General features: G+C 33.0%; 18 protein-coding genes and 1 pseudogene. 8 read left to right on the top strand and 11 right to left on the bottom strand.

Annotation, left to right across the window (positions count from 1 at the left end):
• Window positions 1–93 precede the first annotated feature (93 nt).
• Complete coding sequence (locus ACLPIE_RS11955; protein ID WP_430261845.1) at window positions 94–441, top strand: MliC family protein; 348 nt, start codon at window positions 94–96, stop codon at window positions 439–441.
• A gap of 154 nt (window positions 442–595) precedes the next feature.
• Here ACLPIE_RS11955 and ACLPIE_RS11950 read toward each other — a convergent pair whose 3' ends face one another.
• On the bottom strand, window positions 596–1,585 hold the full coding sequence (locus ACLPIE_RS11950) for an acyltransferase family protein (protein ID WP_430261843.1): 990 nt from the start codon (window positions 1,583–1,585) through the stop codon (window positions 596–598).
• A gap of 180 nt (window positions 1,586–1,765) precedes the next feature.
• The gene (locus ACLPIE_RS11945; protein WP_430261841.1) at window positions 1,766–1,996 is read right to left on the bottom strand and encodes a helix-turn-helix transcriptional regulator; all 231 of its coding nucleotides are present in this window, start codon (window positions 1,994–1,996) and stop codon (window positions 1,766–1,768) included.
• Between the two features lie 767 nt (window positions 1,997–2,763).
• On the opposite strand from ACLPIE_RS11945, the gene ACLPIE_RS11940 reads away from it, so the two are divergent.
• Window positions 2,764–2,994, top strand: coding sequence for a helix-turn-helix domain-containing protein (locus tag ACLPIE_RS11940; protein ID WP_430261839.1), 231 nt, complete (start codon window positions 2,764–2,766; stop codon window positions 2,992–2,994).
• 122 nt (window positions 2,995–3,116) lie between these two features.
• Here ACLPIE_RS11940 and ACLPIE_RS11935 read toward each other — a convergent pair whose 3' ends face one another.
• Window positions 3,117–3,431, bottom strand: coding sequence for a BON domain-containing protein (locus ACLPIE_RS11935; RefSeq protein WP_430261837.1), 315 nt, complete (start codon window positions 3,429–3,431; stop codon window positions 3,117–3,119).
• An 817-nt stretch (window positions 3,432–4,248) separates the two neighbouring features.
• Window positions 4,249–4,848, bottom strand: coding sequence for an NADH:ubiquinone reductase (Na(+)-transporting) subunit E (nqrE, locus tag ACLPIE_RS11930; RefSeq protein WP_430261835.1), 600 nt, complete (start codon window positions 4,846–4,848; stop codon window positions 4,249–4,251).
• Window positions 4,849–5,317: 469 nt separating this feature from the next.
• Between nqrE and ACLPIE_RS11925 the strand changes: the two genes are divergently transcribed.
• Entirely contained in the window at window positions 5,318–5,707 is a 390-nt protein-coding gene (locus ACLPIE_RS11925; RefSeq protein WP_430261833.1) for a nuclear transport factor 2 family protein, read from the top strand.
• A gap of 99 nt (window positions 5,708–5,806) precedes the next feature.
• Here the strand turns inward: ACLPIE_RS11925 and ACLPIE_RS11920 are convergent, their stop codons facing one another.
• Window positions 5,807–6,649, bottom strand: a complete 843-nt coding sequence (locus ACLPIE_RS11920; protein WP_430261919.1) for an MBL fold metallo-hydrolase — start codon at window positions 6,647–6,649, stop codon at window positions 5,807–5,809.
• A gap of 183 nt (window positions 6,650–6,832) precedes the next feature.
• Entirely contained in the window at window positions 6,833–8,500 is a 1,668-nt protein-coding gene (locus tag ACLPIE_RS11915; protein WP_430261832.1) for a methyl-accepting chemotaxis protein, read from the bottom strand.
• 348 nt (window positions 8,501–8,848) lie between these two features.
• On the opposite strand from ACLPIE_RS11915, the gene ACLPIE_RS11910 reads away from it, so the two are divergent.
• A complete protein-coding gene (locus tag ACLPIE_RS11910) occupies window positions 8,849–9,187 on the top strand; it encodes a GlpM family protein (RefSeq protein WP_430261831.1) in 339 nt (112 codons plus the stop codon).
• Between the two features lie 218 nt (window positions 9,188–9,405).
• On the top strand, window positions 9,406–9,738 hold the full coding sequence (locus tag ACLPIE_RS11905) for a hypothetical protein (protein WP_430261830.1): 333 nt from the start codon (window positions 9,406–9,408) through the stop codon (window positions 9,736–9,738).
• A 51-nt stretch (window positions 9,739–9,789) separates the two neighbouring features.
• Here ACLPIE_RS11905 and ACLPIE_RS11900 read toward each other — a convergent pair whose 3' ends face one another.
• Window positions 9,790–10,572, bottom strand: coding sequence for a class I SAM-dependent methyltransferase (locus ACLPIE_RS11900; protein WP_430261829.1), 783 nt, complete (start codon window positions 10,570–10,572; stop codon window positions 9,790–9,792).
• Window positions 10,573–10,655: 83 nt separating this feature from the next.
• Window positions 10,656–11,147, bottom strand: a complete 492-nt coding sequence (locus ACLPIE_RS11895) for an N-acetyltransferase (RefSeq protein WP_430261828.1) — start codon at window positions 11,145–11,147, stop codon at window positions 10,656–10,658.
• A 128-nt stretch (window positions 11,148–11,275) separates the two neighbouring features.
• Here ACLPIE_RS11895 and ACLPIE_RS11890 point away from each other — a divergent pair, with 128 nt between their 5' ends.
• Window positions 11,276–11,620, top strand: coding sequence for a DMT family protein (locus ACLPIE_RS11890; protein WP_430261827.1), 345 nt, complete (start codon window positions 11,276–11,278; stop codon window positions 11,618–11,620).
• Between the two features lie 46 nt (window positions 11,621–11,666).
• On the opposite strand, the gene ACLPIE_RS11885 is transcribed toward ACLPIE_RS11890, so the two are convergent.
• Window positions 11,667–12,818, bottom strand: coding sequence for a pyridoxal phosphate-dependent aminotransferase (locus ACLPIE_RS11885; RefSeq protein WP_430261826.1), 1,152 nt, complete (start codon window positions 12,816–12,818; stop codon window positions 11,667–11,669).
• A gap of 275 nt (window positions 12,819–13,093) precedes the next feature.
• On the opposite strand from ACLPIE_RS11885, the pseudogene ACLPIE_RS11880 reads away from it, so the two are divergent.
• Window positions 13,094–13,596 (top strand): annotated as a pseudogene (locus tag ACLPIE_RS11880) (DUF1543 domain-containing protein).
• 61 nt (window positions 13,597–13,657) lie between these two features.
• On the opposite strand, the gene ACLPIE_RS11875 reads toward ACLPIE_RS11880, so the two are convergent.
• Window positions 13,658–13,996: a hypothetical protein gene (locus tag ACLPIE_RS11875; protein WP_430261825.1), complete on the bottom strand. Its 339-nt coding sequence runs from the start codon at window positions 13,994–13,996 to the stop codon at window positions 13,658–13,660.
• Between the two features lie 155 nt (window positions 13,997–14,151).
• A complete protein-coding gene (locus ACLPIE_RS11870) occupies window positions 14,152–14,397 on the bottom strand; it encodes a HEAT repeat domain-containing protein (RefSeq protein WP_430261824.1) in 246 nt (81 codons plus the stop codon).
• A 292-nt stretch (window positions 14,398–14,689) separates the two neighbouring features.
• On the opposite strand from ACLPIE_RS11870, the gene ACLPIE_RS11865 reads away from it, so the two are divergent.
• Window positions 14,690–15,067 (top strand): hypothetical protein, encoded by a 378-nt coding sequence (locus tag ACLPIE_RS11865; protein WP_430261823.1) that lies wholly within the window; start codon window positions 14,690–14,692, stop codon window positions 15,065–15,067.
• Window positions 15,068–15,089 lie beyond the last annotated feature (22 nt).

Below are 15,089 nucleotides of genomic sequence, written 5' to 3'. Positions count from 1 at the left end.
TCTAATGAAAGCTAGAATAGCGCAAAGTAGCTAATATTATACTATAATTAAATCGATAATTATCCCTAAAGTAAAAATGAGTAAGGAGCGGATATGAATAAGTTGATATTGACAGCAATAATCGGAACATCATTACTTTCAGCTTCTGCATGGGCTAGTTCAAATCAGTCATCTGATTTTATCAATGTGAGCTATAACTGTGCTAAAAATCAAACGTTTAATGCAGTATTTATTAATGATGTTCAAAATAGCTATGCTGTGATTGGGTTTGACAAAAGAATTATACCAATGAGAGAAATAGTGGTGGCTTCTGGTGCTAGTTATAAATCTGATAACGGTAAGGAGTCTTTAGTGTTGAATACAGAGGGAGACAAAGCTGAATTGGTAAAAGAGAATGGAGAAGTTGTTCTTTCAAATTGTATATCTACACCACTCGATTAATTGCTTATATTGTAACGTGGAGTTCAATAATGGGAGCGTAAAAAACTCCCATTATTATACCTAATACTCTCAAATAGCTATATTTTGTATTGTAATGTGTATTCGTAACCTATGACATTCAAGATTTAATTGTATATTTATATTGAGTGCCCTATTAACCATCAGGTTTATTTTTGTATGTTATAACAGGGCTGATAAACCAATGTATAACAGAGTTTGAAGCGAGTTTGAGTGCTATAGTCACTGTCAATAACGTAAGAAAAATAACCAATGGGAAGTTTATCTGGGTGTCAAATTGCTTTAATCCATATAATAAAGCAAAACAGATAATAGGATGGATTAGGTAAATGCCTAGTGCATTATTTGAAACTTTTGCATATCGATTGGTTGATAGTGAAAAATAAACAATAGTTGTGCTCAGCAAGATGCCAATTAGAAAATCAAACAGATAAGTAGTAATTTCATAAAGGTATAGACCGTATTCATTTTTCCTGTAAATAAATCCAATGATATTAATGCGATAATAGAGCGCAATGATAGCAAGAGTAGTGATGCATAAAATGATAAAAATATTTTTATTTCTAAAAGAGGATATATGATTTTCACTAATAAGGTATGCAAGAACAAAATAGGGAAAATAATAAATAATAGAAAAAAATCCAGAAGATTTTTCTCGGTAGTCATTGACTAGATAAGAAAAAATTAACGAGATAGCTAAAATAAAAAGCAAAGCGGCTTTATTGTTTTTTATAGTTTTAGGTAACAACAAAAAAATAGCTTGCCAGATTGGTGTTGCAAGGAAGAACCAAACGCCATTTTGAGGGAATAAAATGTATTTTTTTAGGCTAAGATCACCTGAAAAATAAAGAGGGATAGAATCTATGGTTTGAAAAGTACAATAAATGATTATCGCAGGGGCTACATTATTTCGCCAGTTTACCCACGTAGTACTTTTAGTGATAAACGCAACAATGAAAACAAACATGGGAATTAGTGTGAGATTAAATATTTTGCCAAGTAAAAAAACCTCATGTATCTCCATGAAACTTAGGTAAAAATTAAGAACGATCAGTGAGCTTAGTATTAGTTTTAATGTAGGCCAGTATGGCTGCTCGTTATGCTTCTTACTTAATATTTGTATCATATTTTATCCTACATAATGCATGATAAGACATTATACTCCATAAAGAACCCTTACATTAAGAAATATATTACGCATACAAATGAACTTAAATTGATTGACTTGTTTTTAGTTTAAAATAAATTCTCCGAGTGAGCTGTATCATTTTACAGGGGAGTTACAGTAAGAGTCTCTAGCCTAGCTTTACGTATTTAAGTAAAAATTGATAAGTTTATTTATATTTACCCCTAAAATTTTAGAAATAACCATCAAATGGTCTGCGTAGATTGATGTTTCTCCACATTCATATGCGATGTAACATTTCTCATGGATATTTAATTTATCCGCCATTACTTTAACGGGTATGTTACGCACTATTCTTAATTCTTTTATATGATTACCAAGATTTTCATTTCTTTTTTTTACTGCATTCATTAATTTTTTCTCTTTTCATTCAATTAAATTAAATATATTATTTGCAATGATATATAATATAAAGATAAGTAATCTACAATTAAAAAATTATTGCAACCAAAAATGTAGGAATAATAAATCAGTATGATAATTTTTTATAGAGTGATTTTATCGCAGGCTAAAATATAACTATATTAAATTTGGCCGTAATTATTTAGAATGTCGTCATTAAAGTTAGGGAATTTTACTTTGTAAGAAATTTAAGTCTGATTTTTTATTTTTAAGTAAAAGAGGCAATGAAGAATAAAAATAATATAAATTGTAATATGGCTTATATTTTGTTATGTGCAATAACACCTTTGTTAATTAATTGTTATTGTGGCTGGAGGTGATATAAATGTGGTTTTTTATTGTTCTTGATGGGGACCTAAAAAAGTAATAATAAACTACGACAACAAAAAACTGAGCATGTGGTTATGATATAGAATATTAGTTAATTCTTCATACTGTTTTGTTTATATAATGAACAGAAAGTGTAACGCTAAAATTATTTTAATAATAGATAAAGATAAAAATTCAGTTAATTATATCAATACTTCATATAAAAATAGCGGTAATATTAATTTATATCAAAAAAACACTTAATTAGTTTGGTTTTCATCAAAATATAATCATCCCTTATGGATATAGATGTATTTTCAGCTATAGTAGTTAAGGTGTCATGACGTTAATATTTCAGACTACTTAAAGAGGTTTTATAAGTGAATTCTAATTGCATGATAGCTACTATGGCGGGACGTAAACTAAAAGAGCTCAGAACATCAGCAGGTTATACTGTCCCAAAATTCACTCAACTCATTGGGTGTAAAAGTGAACAACAGTTGTATCGTTATGAACGAGGTATTAATAAGATAGATTTAGATACACTAATCGTTGCTCTTAAATTACTTAATGTTAGTGTCGGGAATTTTATGGATGAGGTGGTTTCTGAGGTAGAAGAAAAAGAAGTTGTGGAATAGTTAAAAAATAATATAGCTTGTTTGGCTGGTTCTACCTAAGTTTTTTATGTGCGGATCTAGCTTCACTATATTAAAAATGGCTATAAATACCTCTAAGTAGCGGTATTTATAGCCAAGAGATATTATCGAATTTTCATTGAGTTAACCACTGATTGTACACCAGCTACTTGTCTTGTTGCTTCAAGTGCTTTATTTATATCAGCTTGAGAATTAACAAAACCGCTTAATTGAACTCGCCCTTTGAATGTTTCTACACTTATTTGTGTGGACTTTAGGTTTTTTTCAGCAAGTAAGGCGGATTTAACTTTTGTGGTGATGACTGTGTCATCTATATAGCCGCCAGTGCCTTCACTTTTAGCGGATGGGGCGCAGGCTGATAAGGTAAATGCCATAAAAATCATGATTAATATGGATGACACTACTTTTAAGACTTTCATATCAACATCCTCTTATTAGAAAATAACACAAGATGAACTACATACTGTATAGAGCTAAATATACAACATTTTATATGATGAAATGAAAATAAAAGCTACCAATAATAGTTAGATTAACACGTTATGTTAAGGGAAAGTATGATTATTATTTAATCATTGAATGGCTTATGAAAATTATATATTGAGTTAATTGAGTAATCTAAAGCCACTTCACTATTGCTGGGCATAGTACTCATCGTAATTATTTCAATTCACTACAGGAACTGTGTAGGTCGTATATGATCAGAACAAGTAAAAATTTATTTTTGTTCCATCATGCTACACTACACTTTTGATGAGCTGACAGCATAAAATTGATAAAATACGGTTCTGTAGGGAAAATAATCAAGTATACGATAAAATGAAAGTCACCACGGGCATATGGAAAGTTATAGCAGTAAGGTAAGTTTGTGGAAGCGAATAAAACGTATGTTTGGGTATCTAATGGAAATGTTATATTTGTGGCTGTTGTTATGACTTCCCCATCTTTTAGATAGGCTATCTTTAGATAACACCTATGATTTTATTTTAAGTCAAATAACAGGATGTATTCAGAGTAAAAATAGGAATAATAATAAACCCCTAATTTAGCCTAACTACCAATAGTAAATTTATTTTTATTGGTTAAATATAACAGTGCCGTCGTAGCGACTAATCAAAAAAATTGAAAGTAGAAGGGGAGCAGTATGGGGATTAAAAAGTGAAGTCCTTATCACATTTTTAATTTATATATGACAAACAGAGAGGAAAGTTATCAAAATGTCATTTTAGATTAGAATTAAAGCGAGATCCCAGAAAATGACATGAATCCTAAAGACATTAACCCAACTGTTATAAAAGTTATTCCTAAGCCTCGTAACCCTTTAGGAATGTCAGAGTATTTCATTTTTTCACGCAGGCCTGCTAAGGCTATAATCGCTAACATCCAGCCTATACCACAGCCTGCGCCATACACAATAGACTCACTAAATGTATAATTTCGTTCTACCATAAATATAGTGGCGCCAAAGATTGCGCAATGGATAGTCAGTAAAGGGAGGAATACACCGAGCGAATGGTAGAGGGAAGGAATAAACCTATCTAGGAACATCTCTAATATTTGTACTAAAGCAGCTAAAACTGCAATAAAAGTAACAAATGATAGAAAAGTAAGGTCAACACCTTCAGCTATAGCTCCCTCTCTGAGGGCATAGTTATAGATCAAGTTATTGATGGGTGTTGCAATTGTGAGTAAGGTGACAACCGTCAGCCCCAGCTTGAATGATGTTTTAACTTCTTTAGATACGGCCAAAAAAGTGCACATACCTAGAAAAAAACTGAGAGCCATATTCTCAATAAAAGCAGCCCGAATAAATATATTTAAATGATATTCCAGCACGAACACTCCTTTATATAAAAAAACAATTACTTTAACAGTAAAAACAAGGTGTTGTGTTTTTCTGTTAACTATATAGGGGGGCGTTCTCAATTAAAAAAACACTCTAAACAAGCATAACTTCATAATTTTTAAAAATTAATTAAAAATCATAGAGTAAAATCTAAATGAGATTGATAAGTATAGTACCTGATTTTATTATATATATCTATGAAAAATATGAATATAATTTCAGGTCGCGTGCATTTGGTTACCTGAAACTTTAGATTTATCAGTGAAAAATAGCGTTTTCACTGATAAGAATGATATAAATTCATGAAAATGAATGTTTTCTTACTTTTTGATGTGATTTCAGCAATATGGTTGACTATCCAATATTCTAAATATTATTAAAAATATCTAGATTTTCCTTGAAATAGAAAATATTACACCCATAACAGTTAGAGATATTTGCTTGTAAATAAGGAAAAAAATGAATAATACACAACTAGTAAAAAATGCATTAAATGCAGTTTTAGGTGAAAAAATTGGATCACTGTCAACCATTCAGCAGTATTTTTCAGAACAGTATGTCCAAATTGTTGATGGTAAAAAAATTGAATTTAATGAGTTTGTCGAACACTTACAAGCTTTGAAAAATGTAACACGCTCAATTACTATCACAATTAAGTCCATTGCAGAAGGGGAAGGTTGTGTTCATACACAACATTTAGCTAAAGCGATCAAGACAGATGGTAGTATCAGTGAATTTGAAGTATTTGCGTGTTTTCATTTAGTAAATGAAAAAATTGTTCGTTGTGAAGAATTAACAAGAATGGTTAAAGGAAATGGAGACGATGCGGATTTAGGCTCAAGAACCTAGTTATCATTTATTTCTATCATGAAAAGGCTGACATTACGCTGTAAAGCAATGGTAGTGGAATGTCAGCACAGCTTAGAAGTTTGCGTTATAAATGAGATGTTAGCTTGGGTAGATTAATTGTAATCCGGCACCAACTTCTTGAACGGGAGCATGCTTTGCTAAATATATTTTTGCATTGAGGTCGGTACAGTGACATGGGTGGATATGTGTCAACTCTTGTTGATTGAAGTAATTGCCAGTATGTTCTAAAACTTCTTTTGAGGCTTGTTGTAGATGAAAGCCACCAATTACGGTGACAATTTTATTTAGGCCTGTTACTTGTTTTGCGTATTCTGTAATATTGCAAATACCTGAGTGAGAGCAACCAGTTATAATAATCAACCCTTCCGATGTCTTGATTGCTAGGGCAGAATCATCAAGTACATAATCGTCAACTTCATTACTATTATTATCTATGGTCGTTCCAATGGGCTCTTTACCTTCAAAGCTATTATTACGAGGGATTTGTCCTAAAAAGACGATATTTTCAGAAATATAATAAGGTTCACTTGTTTCTACACAACTAAAATAGGCGGTTAAAACATCTTTAGGAATATTGGCACCAATTACCTTAGAGTGGAATTTTTTGGGTAATAATGCGTCAGGGTGGTAAATAAGATGTTTAACTTTTGAGCGCTCTGTGTTACGACGATCAAAGTGTTGAATTAAATGGCTTAGGCCCCACGTATGGTCGTTGTGACCATGAGAAAGTACAAGGTCAGTGATGTTAGCAAGATCTATATTTAAGATATGTGCATTATTAATAAAGATATCTGAATAGCCTGTATCAAATAAGACTTTTTTATTATCAGCCTCAATATGGTAGCAAACCCCAGGCTCTCCACAAAAGTAGCTATCAATTAGGGTATTGTTATCAACTAACACAGTAATTTTTATGGTCATCATTAGCTCATGTTTATTAGAAGTAATCGCAATATGTTATATCAGATATGCTGTAAAGATTATTCAATGTGAGTAAAACGTAAGAGTAAAATGATTTTTTAAAAAAACAATGAAATTGGGGCGTAAGGACGAAAGAATAAGGGAGGTTGGCTAGGATAGCCAACACACATGAGATAAAGGCTATCAAGCAAGCTCATTTGCTTTTTTTATTGCGTTAATATCACTATTTTCTAAGTTAATTTCATCTTTAGGCTCTGTATGAAAAATAGAAATTATCTCTTCAAGTAAATCTGATTGAGATTCTAATGCTTTTAAAGATGATTGTAGCTCTCGAGTCATAAACGCATTCGCTTGTGTTGTTTTGTCTAATTCATTGATAGCTAAATGAATTTGGCTTACACCATGAGTTTGCTCATTGGAAGCAAGTGCAACACTCTGGATCATTTCGTTGATGTTAGAGGTATCTTGTGCAATAGACACGATATTGTCATTTGCATCAGCGGCTAACTGGAAACAATGGTTGATTTTATCGTTTGAGTTATTAATCAAAAGTTTGATTTCCTTTGATGCCTGAGTACAACTGATTGATAACTCGCGAACTTCATTGGCAACAACAGCAAACCCTTTACCATGTTCTCCTACTCGAGCGGCTTCAACTGCGGCATTCAGAGCTAATAGATTAGTTTGGAATGCAATATTATCTATGGTTGAAGTTATCTTGCTAATTTCTTTTGAAAAATCAATGATATCATCCATGTTTTCTACAACATCAGAAATTAATTCATTACTTTTCTCAATTGTTATACTTGTTGCTGACATCAGTTGATGCGATTGATTAGTATGGGTAGTGTTTAATTTAAATGATGAATCTAGCTCTTCAACACTTGCCGCCGTTTCTACAATAGCAGCAGCTTGTTGATCTGCTCGAATCGTTAAGTCATGGTTCATTTGAGTGATATCACTTAACTCGACTTTTATGAGATGAGTGTTGTCATGAATATTTTTAACAATATCAATAAGTTTACTTTGCATGCTAGAAACATGTTGTTTAAGTAGTTTGATTTCTAAGAGCCCTTTATTATCAAAACGATGATAAAGAATCCCGTGACTTACTTTTTCAATGCCATCAATAACTTGATTTAGTGGGCGGATAAAGAAAAACTGTAAAATAAAGCGAATTAGCAGGGTAACAAAGGTGATGATTGAAATAATAATAATTAAACCAATGATACTTTGCTTGTATAGTTGTTTACTGGCGACGGCAATATCGTGGTAGCTGGCGTTTAAGTGCTGATGGTAGTTTGTGTAATTTTTTTCGAAAGCGTCTTGAAAACCTTGGGTTGGTTGATTTAAAAAATCATAGGTTTTTCCTTGAACTAAAAAAACGGAAAGCTCAGTTAATGCCATATATAATTCTTTGTAGGTTTTTTCTAATGGGGGAAAGGCGCTACTGCCTTTATATATAGAAGAGGCCATAAATGCCTTCCAGTGTTCATCCGTTTCTGTCATCTTTTTATGATAAAACTCAATGAGGCTATCAATGTCAGTATTTGATGTTTTCATATTGTTAATGACCAATAAGTGTCGCGAATTTGCTCGATTTAAAGTATTTCGTACTTGCAATAAAGACTGCCAAGTATTATTTAGCTCAGTCTGTTCATTATAGATATTATCGAGGTTGGTGAGCGCAGTTTGATATTGCTTTAATGAGCTAAAGAAAAACCAGCAAGTTGAAAGTAAAAGAATAATAAGAAGCCCAGAGATAAGCCAGACCAGAGTCGTTGTTTTGAGTCCGGCGAAAGCAAAATTAGTTGAGCAAAATTTGATTTTTTTTGAAGTATCAGACGTCATTGATTATTTCCTTTCATACTATCGAGTAGTATGTTTTTACACATACAAATTACGACTTTTAAACATAATGTTGTTACACAAGCATGTTCAAACTGGCTTATAGGTAAAAAGTTATATGTGGTCACGCGAAAGCGTCAGGCATAGGGACTAAATAAATGTATCGGCATCAAGTCTGGATACTTTATATCCAACAATTTGACTTAGCTCATAAAATTGAATGAATTTAGGTTTTATTGACTAAATAAGAGGAAAGAAAAAGAAATTATGTCTAATGGTATCTAGAATACGATTTAGTTTTGTGTAATAACAGATACAACATTTTGATATTGGTAAAACTTTGAGTTGCTCATGTTATCGCTTTTCCTAAAATGCCTTATAGGGGCTTTAGCGGTGTTGATTATCGCACTATTTTCACGTAGTAAGGTTTATTACATTGCGGGCTTAGTGCCTTTATTTCCAACATTTGCTTTAATTGCACATGTTATTATAGTTCAAGAGCAAGGGAGTGAAGCATTAAAAAAAACAGCATTGTTTGGTCTTTGGTCGTTAATTCCTTATGCGATGTATATGTCAACAGTGTATTTATTAGCAACCAAAATGGCAGCTTGGCTTAGTCTCAGTATAGCGACTATTGTTTGGATAATCACAGCAGCTGTTTTAGTCTATATTTGGCAGGTAACACAGTAAATAAATTTGAAAATTAATATTGAATTGATGATGGTGATATGGGGTAAATTTCGTATTTCTGCCATGCGAAAAAACACTATATACGAGTATTTTGTGTCGCAAAAATTTATGCATAATCTATAATAGTATTAATGTTTTCCATCGAGCCCTACCAAAAAATGTTGTTAAGATCGTTAGTTTTGCTATTAATTGCTGGTTGTATCTATATTGCGGGGGTCATGACCGAAATAACATTTGATTCTGAGTTAGATACAGAAAGCCGAGTAAAAAGTGCCGTTGAAGATTTTCTTGCATATCCATCAGCGGCACGCTATAAAAATTTTCATTACTATGTATTAACTAAAAGTGATGAAGGAGAAGAAACAGGTTACTATTGCGGTGAAGTATTTGGCTTTGAAAATGAATTACCGCATGATTATAAGCGGTTTATCGTGAGGCTCCATAAAAATAAAGTTGGGAAGGTAATGATATCCATTCCTTTTGTAGAAAAAGTTGACGATATTATTCCTCCTGAACAATTCGAATCAGTATGGGAACGATATTGTATATAGTCTGATGTTGTTAGGCTCATTAGTTACTAGCGAGCCTTAAATTTAAGGCTCTTATTTAGGCTTTATGGCCATTGTTGCTAAGAACGTTGGCAAATAATTATCAATAATAAAGCGTGGATTAGGTTGCCAATCTTCTTCAAATCCCGCTATCTGGAAACCTACTTTAATTTGCCCACCAATCAAATCACTCAGTGAGTGACCAAATACAAAAGCTTCTTGTCTGATATTTTTTTGTTCAATCTGCTCGGGCGACAATGTATTAAGCTCCGAAAATGGCATAGTATAGCGTGGTTTTATAACGCCTTGCTCATCGTATTGTTTTTCCCTTTCTCCAACAAAAACAATTGGGTTAAAAAAGCTAGATAATAAGCGACCATTAGGCTTTAAAACACGATAGCATTCTTGCCAAACTGGGTTAACGTCTGGAATATATAAATTAGAAATAGGGTGAAATATAATATCGAATATTTCATTCGCGAACATATGTAATGAGCGCATATCCCCTTGTACGATTTCTAATGTTAACTTATCTCTTTCTGCTACTTTTCTATCTTGATCAAGTTGCTTTTGTGAAAAATCAAATACAGTAACATTAGCCCCAGCCGCTGCTAATACTGGGGCTTGTTGCCCACCTCCAGAAGCTAAGCACAAGATTTTTTTGCCTTTTATATCTCCTAACCAAGTATCAGGTACTGGAGTTGGTGTTAAATGAACTTGCCACTGTCCTTGTTTTGCATTGCTAATGGTTTGCGCATCCACAGGAGTTGACCAAGACAATTGTGACTCGGCTTGTTTATCCCAAGCTTTTTGATTGGCTACGATGAAATTTGTCATAATGTGTACTCTAAAATACAATAATTTGCATAGTGTAGCAAAAAGGGAAAAAATTAAAACATAAATGTACTATTTGGTACAAATTAATTTCCTTTAACGAGAATATAAGATGTATTTTGAAATTCAAATTCTGCGACATTATTCATGCCTATCTTAAGGTGAGCGGCAAGTGACCTCGTATTATCTGCATTGATAAAGGCTATAGGCTTACCTGTATGACAAGCGCAAATACTGTTATAAAGTCCTTTTAGAATATTTTTCCCCCTATAATTCTTATCAATACAAACTGGGCCATAAAACCAGTTGTTTTCTATGATTGCTCGGTATTGTTCAATAATGAAGTGTACAATAGGAGGCAAGGAGGCGGATTGACTATCAAAACTAAAAACGACACCTAAAAAGATATTCTCATTGTGAGCAATCATGGTTGAGGCGCTATTAGTGAACATGGCACTCACTTTAGATAAAGGATATTCCCCAAGAAGTCCACCTTGCTGTGATTGGGCGTTAGCTTGTAATAATCGTGTAACGTGGAGGCAGTCTGCTTGTACCATTAATCTATATTTAATGTTCATTGCATTCTCCGAATGGATATTAAAGTATTTTGCGTAGTAAAAAGAAAATTGGAACTTGAGGGATAGATTGTAATATTTATATTTCCATCTCATAATATCGCAATCATTATTTTGTCTATTGAATGAAAATGCTAACTAAACTTTATCCTATTTTTTTACTCGTCATTTCTAACGTATTCATGATGTTTGCTTGGTATGGGCATTTGAAATTTACATCTAAGCCGTTGTATATAGTTATTTTTTTTAGTTGGCTAATAGCGTTGGTAGAGTATTGTTTTGCTATTCCAGCGAATCGATTGGGTCACCAGTACTATAGCGCTGCAGAATTAAAAACGATGCAAGAAGTAATAACACTTTGCGTTTTTGTTATTTTCTCAGTGTTTTACTTAGGTGAAAGTGTCACTATGAACCATATAATCGGCTTCATTCTGATTTTTGCTGGCGCATTTTTTATCTTTAAGGGGCCTTTTTAAATAATAAAGAGCAGAAGTTCTGCCCTTTATTCATTTTTTGTGAGTCTTATGCCCACCCTTTCTCATGGAATTGTTTTAAGACAATGACAAATTGTTCCATTTCTTCGGGGGTACCAAGTGTTAATCGATTCCAACCAACAACGGGAGGAAATTCTCGCCCAACCATTACATTTGCATCAGCCATTCGTTGTTTGTAGGTTTTTACATCACCGTTAACTTTATGAAAAATAAAGTTTGCTTGTGAAGGTGCATATTCTAATCCAATCTCCGTTAGGGCTTTTTCTACAATTTTTCGAGAGATGTTATTAGATTTCAGGCTATGTGCAATAAATGTTTTATCCTTCAACGATGCAATTGCGGCAACTGCACCAGCCGTATTGGTATTATCTATGGATAAAAATTCATCAATTGCAGAGATTGTATTTGGGGCAGCAACACCATAGCCAACTCGTAAACCAGCTAAGGCGAATATTTTAGAAAATGTACGTGTGACAACGAGATTCTCTTGGCCTTTTTTGACGAATTCAATTGCACTAATGAAGCTTGGGTCTTCAACAAACTCAGCATAAGCTTCATCAACAATAAAAAACACGTTATCAGACTGTGTTCCCAGCCATTTTTCAAGTTGGCTATAAGGCGTGACCATTGCAGTTGGATTATTGGGATTGCAAATATAGACAACAGATAACCCATCAAAATTACTTGCAGCTTGTTCCATTTTTTCTAAGTCGAAAGAAAGATCCGCTTTCAATGGGATTTTAGTGATCTTGACGCCTAATGGTAGGGAGTACAATTCGGCATAATTAAAGGTTGGATCTGGTGTCACTAACTGAATATTTATTCCTCTTTGTTTGGCTTTATTCGCCAACATTGCCACCGTAGCTTGGATAGTTTCAGATGAGCCGTTACCAATACTTATGTGTTTATCCGATAAGTTGTAAAGTTCAGCAATGTTGTTTAAGAGCTCTGCACGTGCATCGTCTGGGTAACGAAAGGCGGTTGGTAATGCTTGGATGATGGCATCTTTGGCTTTGGGTGACATGCCTAAAGAATTCTCATTAAAATTCAATAATAAAGGATGCTTTTTACTGGGTAAGATAGCGTTATTTGTTTGTGCAACTGATTGATTAAATAATGAGTTTAGCGCAAATCCACTAGCAACGAGTGAAGATGATTTAAGAAATGAACGACGATCCATAGTGATTCCCTGAAATGATTGTTTCTAACATTATTAGATTACTCAAAATTAATTTAACGTAAATAATTATATAGTTAAAGTGATTTTTTATTCATTTTATTATAGGGGAGTTTCGCGCTATTTTTCTGGGTAGGTTTAAGTTTTTATTAACTAGTTGAAATTTAAATAAAAATAATATTTCAATTGGTTTTACACTAAAAAAGAATAATGAAATGGTAGAACTTAATTGTTATGTAATTATTTGCATAACGATGTAATGCATAATGGGAGCAATAATGAAGTTATACATGTTTTATGTGGGCGGTAATGCGGGTCAATCTAATATTGAAGTACATGATGTTCAGTTTGTTGCAGCAAAGCAACCAACAGATGCATGGCCTGCGCTAAGAGAAGCTTGGTTTGGGGATAAAGACAAAATACATATTGATGGGTATGCAGAGATAAAATGGGCTGACGGGTTTGATATTCGCCTAGAAAGCGAGCCATCAAAGAGCGATTATAAGCTGTATTTTATGAATGTTGGGGGGATATCCCATCTAATTCAGCGGAGTTACATGGATTTGATTTGTTTGTGGCTAAAAATGCTAATGAGGCCAAGCAAAAAGCGATTGAAACTTTGCTAGTTCACAGTCAGCAACAACATAAAGATAATTTCAAGGAGGTGGATGACTGTGTATTGTTACAACAGGTGAGCGATTTTTATATCCACCTTTATGAAAATAAAGATGGAAAGCACTTTGCTCCGCAATGGCAAAGTTACCAACCCATAGGAATTTAAAATATCGAAATAAAGTGAGAAAATAAACCAAGGATAGCAAATACTATCCTTGGTAGACGAACTACTGTGCTTGCACAGGAACATTTGGCGTAATTTCAATAACCTTAACGCTTACCCTATATTGTTTGCCGTTTTCTCCTTTAGGTGCGTCAGCGGCAATTTTTTTGAGAATTTCATCAGGCTGAGTGGTCTGTATAGAGGTGGAATATTGCATTACTCCCCAGTGGCGACCTACATTATTATATTGGCGATAATTATCGGATGACCTATTATTATATTGCTGCTTGTTTTGATATTCACCGCGGTGCCAAGAGCCATGACCATCACCTGGATAAGAAAATGTTGAAAAACTAGCAGTCATTAAACTTATAGTAATAATTAATAGTTTAAACATATTCATATTTCATCTCCTTTTGAATTTCTATTCATCCTTATTCTGTCAGCTAATTCTATTAGTTCAAGAGTATTTACTTATCTATATGAATAAAACATAGTTTAGACAATATTAATTCATTATTTACTCATAATGCATAAAATTTGTTAAATAAATTAACTTTAATCTATGTTGCTATTAATTTCTTGATTTTCATAAAAAAATCTTGCCAACTTGCTAATGGCAGCAATAGAGGCAACCGCCACATCCTTATTATAATCATCACATAGTACTAATAATCGCTCTATCGCATCACTTTGCTCAATAGAACATTTATAATCTCCTAAAGCATTAATTGCGGCTATCTTAACATCATTATTATTACCGTAGGTTAAATCAACGAGAACTTTAATAATTTTTTCTTTCATAGATGAATGTTAAAAATATTTAAATTTAAATTTAATGTTAGTATAAAACTAAATTAATAAATTAAAAATATTTTTTTTCTTTATTTTAGATAACTAAATATATGAAAATGTTATATTGAAGATAGATAGTATATATGTTTTAACTACTTATTATGAGTGTCGCTTTCATCGTTTTTAGTGTTAGTTACTGCCATTGAGTTTGTTGAAATGCGTAAGGCTCAAATTGTTTACCTGAATTGACATGATTTATTTATAATATTGTCAAAGATTATCAAAGGAGAAGGGATGTAAGTTGAAGCGTATAAAAACAAAGTTGTTGATTGTACTATTGTTAGCTATAGGCGTTTTTGCATATCATTCATACTCAAGTATCGGAGATTCTGACGTTAAAAAAGAATCTCAACGCTTAGTAGAAAAAAAATTGGGGAGCCCTGTAGATATTGAGTTTAGTAATGTTGAGATAGTTCAAAAGAGCGAATTTAAAGAAGGTGAGAGTTATCGTGTCTGCGGGCGATATCGAATGCTTAGTTCTGATACCACATTGCCTTTTGTGGCGAGTGTTTCTATTAAAGAAGGGCGCTTTTCTGAACATGGGCAACTGATTATCAGTGAAACACCTGAGCTACAGTTAGCAATAGAAAACTTGTGTGTTAATAAGCAAAAGAATTAAAGAGAAAGAGCTCAAAGTCTCC

It is taken from the genome of Providencia sp. Me31A, assembly GCF_050487165.1.
Classification (GTDB): Bacteria; Pseudomonadota; Gammaproteobacteria; order Enterobacterales; family Enterobacteriaceae; genus Providencia.
Note: the sequence above shows the minus strand (reverse complement) of the source record. Positions and strands in the feature narration are given on the sequence as shown.

Coding starts and splice junctions, on each gene's coding strand:
- ACLPIE_RS11925 (WP_430261833.1), top strand. CDS start 5,318: ATGAATAATACACAACTAGTAAAAAATGCATTAAATGCAGTTTTAGGT.
- ACLPIE_RS11895 (WP_430261828.1), bottom strand. CDS start 11,147: ATGAACATTAAATATAGATTAATGGTACAAGCAGACTGCCTCCACGTT.
- ACLPIE_RS11910 (WP_430261831.1), top strand. CDS start 8,849: ATGTTATCGCTTTTCCTAAAATGCCTTATAGGGGCTTTAGCGGTGTTG.
- ACLPIE_RS11905 (WP_430261830.1), top strand. CDS start 9,406: ATGACCGAAATAACATTTGATTCTGAGTTAGATACAGAAAGCCGAGTA.
- ACLPIE_RS11900 (WP_430261829.1), bottom strand. CDS start 10,572: ATGACAAATTTCATCGTAGCCAATCAAAAAGCTTGGGATAAACAAGCC.
- ACLPIE_RS11940 (WP_430261839.1), top strand. CDS start 2,764: ATGGCGGGACGTAAACTAAAAGAGCTCAGAACATCAGCAGGTTATACT.
- ACLPIE_RS11935 (WP_430261837.1), bottom strand. CDS start 3,431: ATGAAAGTCTTAAAAGTAGTGTCATCCATATTAATCATGATTTTTATG.
- ACLPIE_RS11885 (WP_430261826.1), bottom strand. CDS start 12,818: ATGGATCGTCGTTCATTTCTTAAATCATCTTCACTCGTTGCTAGTGGA.
- ACLPIE_RS11890 (WP_430261827.1), top strand. CDS start 11,276: ATGCTAACTAAACTTTATCCTATTTTTTTACTCGTCATTTCTAACGTA.
- ACLPIE_RS11875 (WP_430261825.1), bottom strand. CDS start 13,996: ATGAATATGTTTAAACTATTAATTATTACTATAAGTTTAATGACTGCT.
- ACLPIE_RS11920 (WP_430261919.1), bottom strand. CDS start 6,649: ATGACCATAAAAATTACTGTGTTAGTTGATAACAATACCCTAATTGAT.
- ACLPIE_RS11950 (WP_430261843.1), bottom strand. CDS start 1,585: ATGATACAAATATTAAGTAAGAAGCATAACGAGCAGCCATACTGGCCT.
- ACLPIE_RS11955 (WP_430261845.1), top strand. CDS start 94: ATGAATAAGTTGATATTGACAGCAATAATCGGAACATCATTACTTTCA.
- ACLPIE_RS11870 (WP_430261824.1), bottom strand. CDS start 14,397: ATGAAAGAAAAAATTATTAAAGTTCTCGTTGATTTAACCTACGGTAAT.
- ACLPIE_RS11945 (WP_430261841.1), bottom strand. CDS start 1,996: ATGAATGCAGTAAAAAAAAGAAATGAAAATCTTGGTAATCATATAAAA.
- ACLPIE_RS11915 (WP_430261832.1), bottom strand. CDS start 8,500: ATGACGTCTGATACTTCAAAAAAAATCAAATTTTGCTCAACTAATTTT.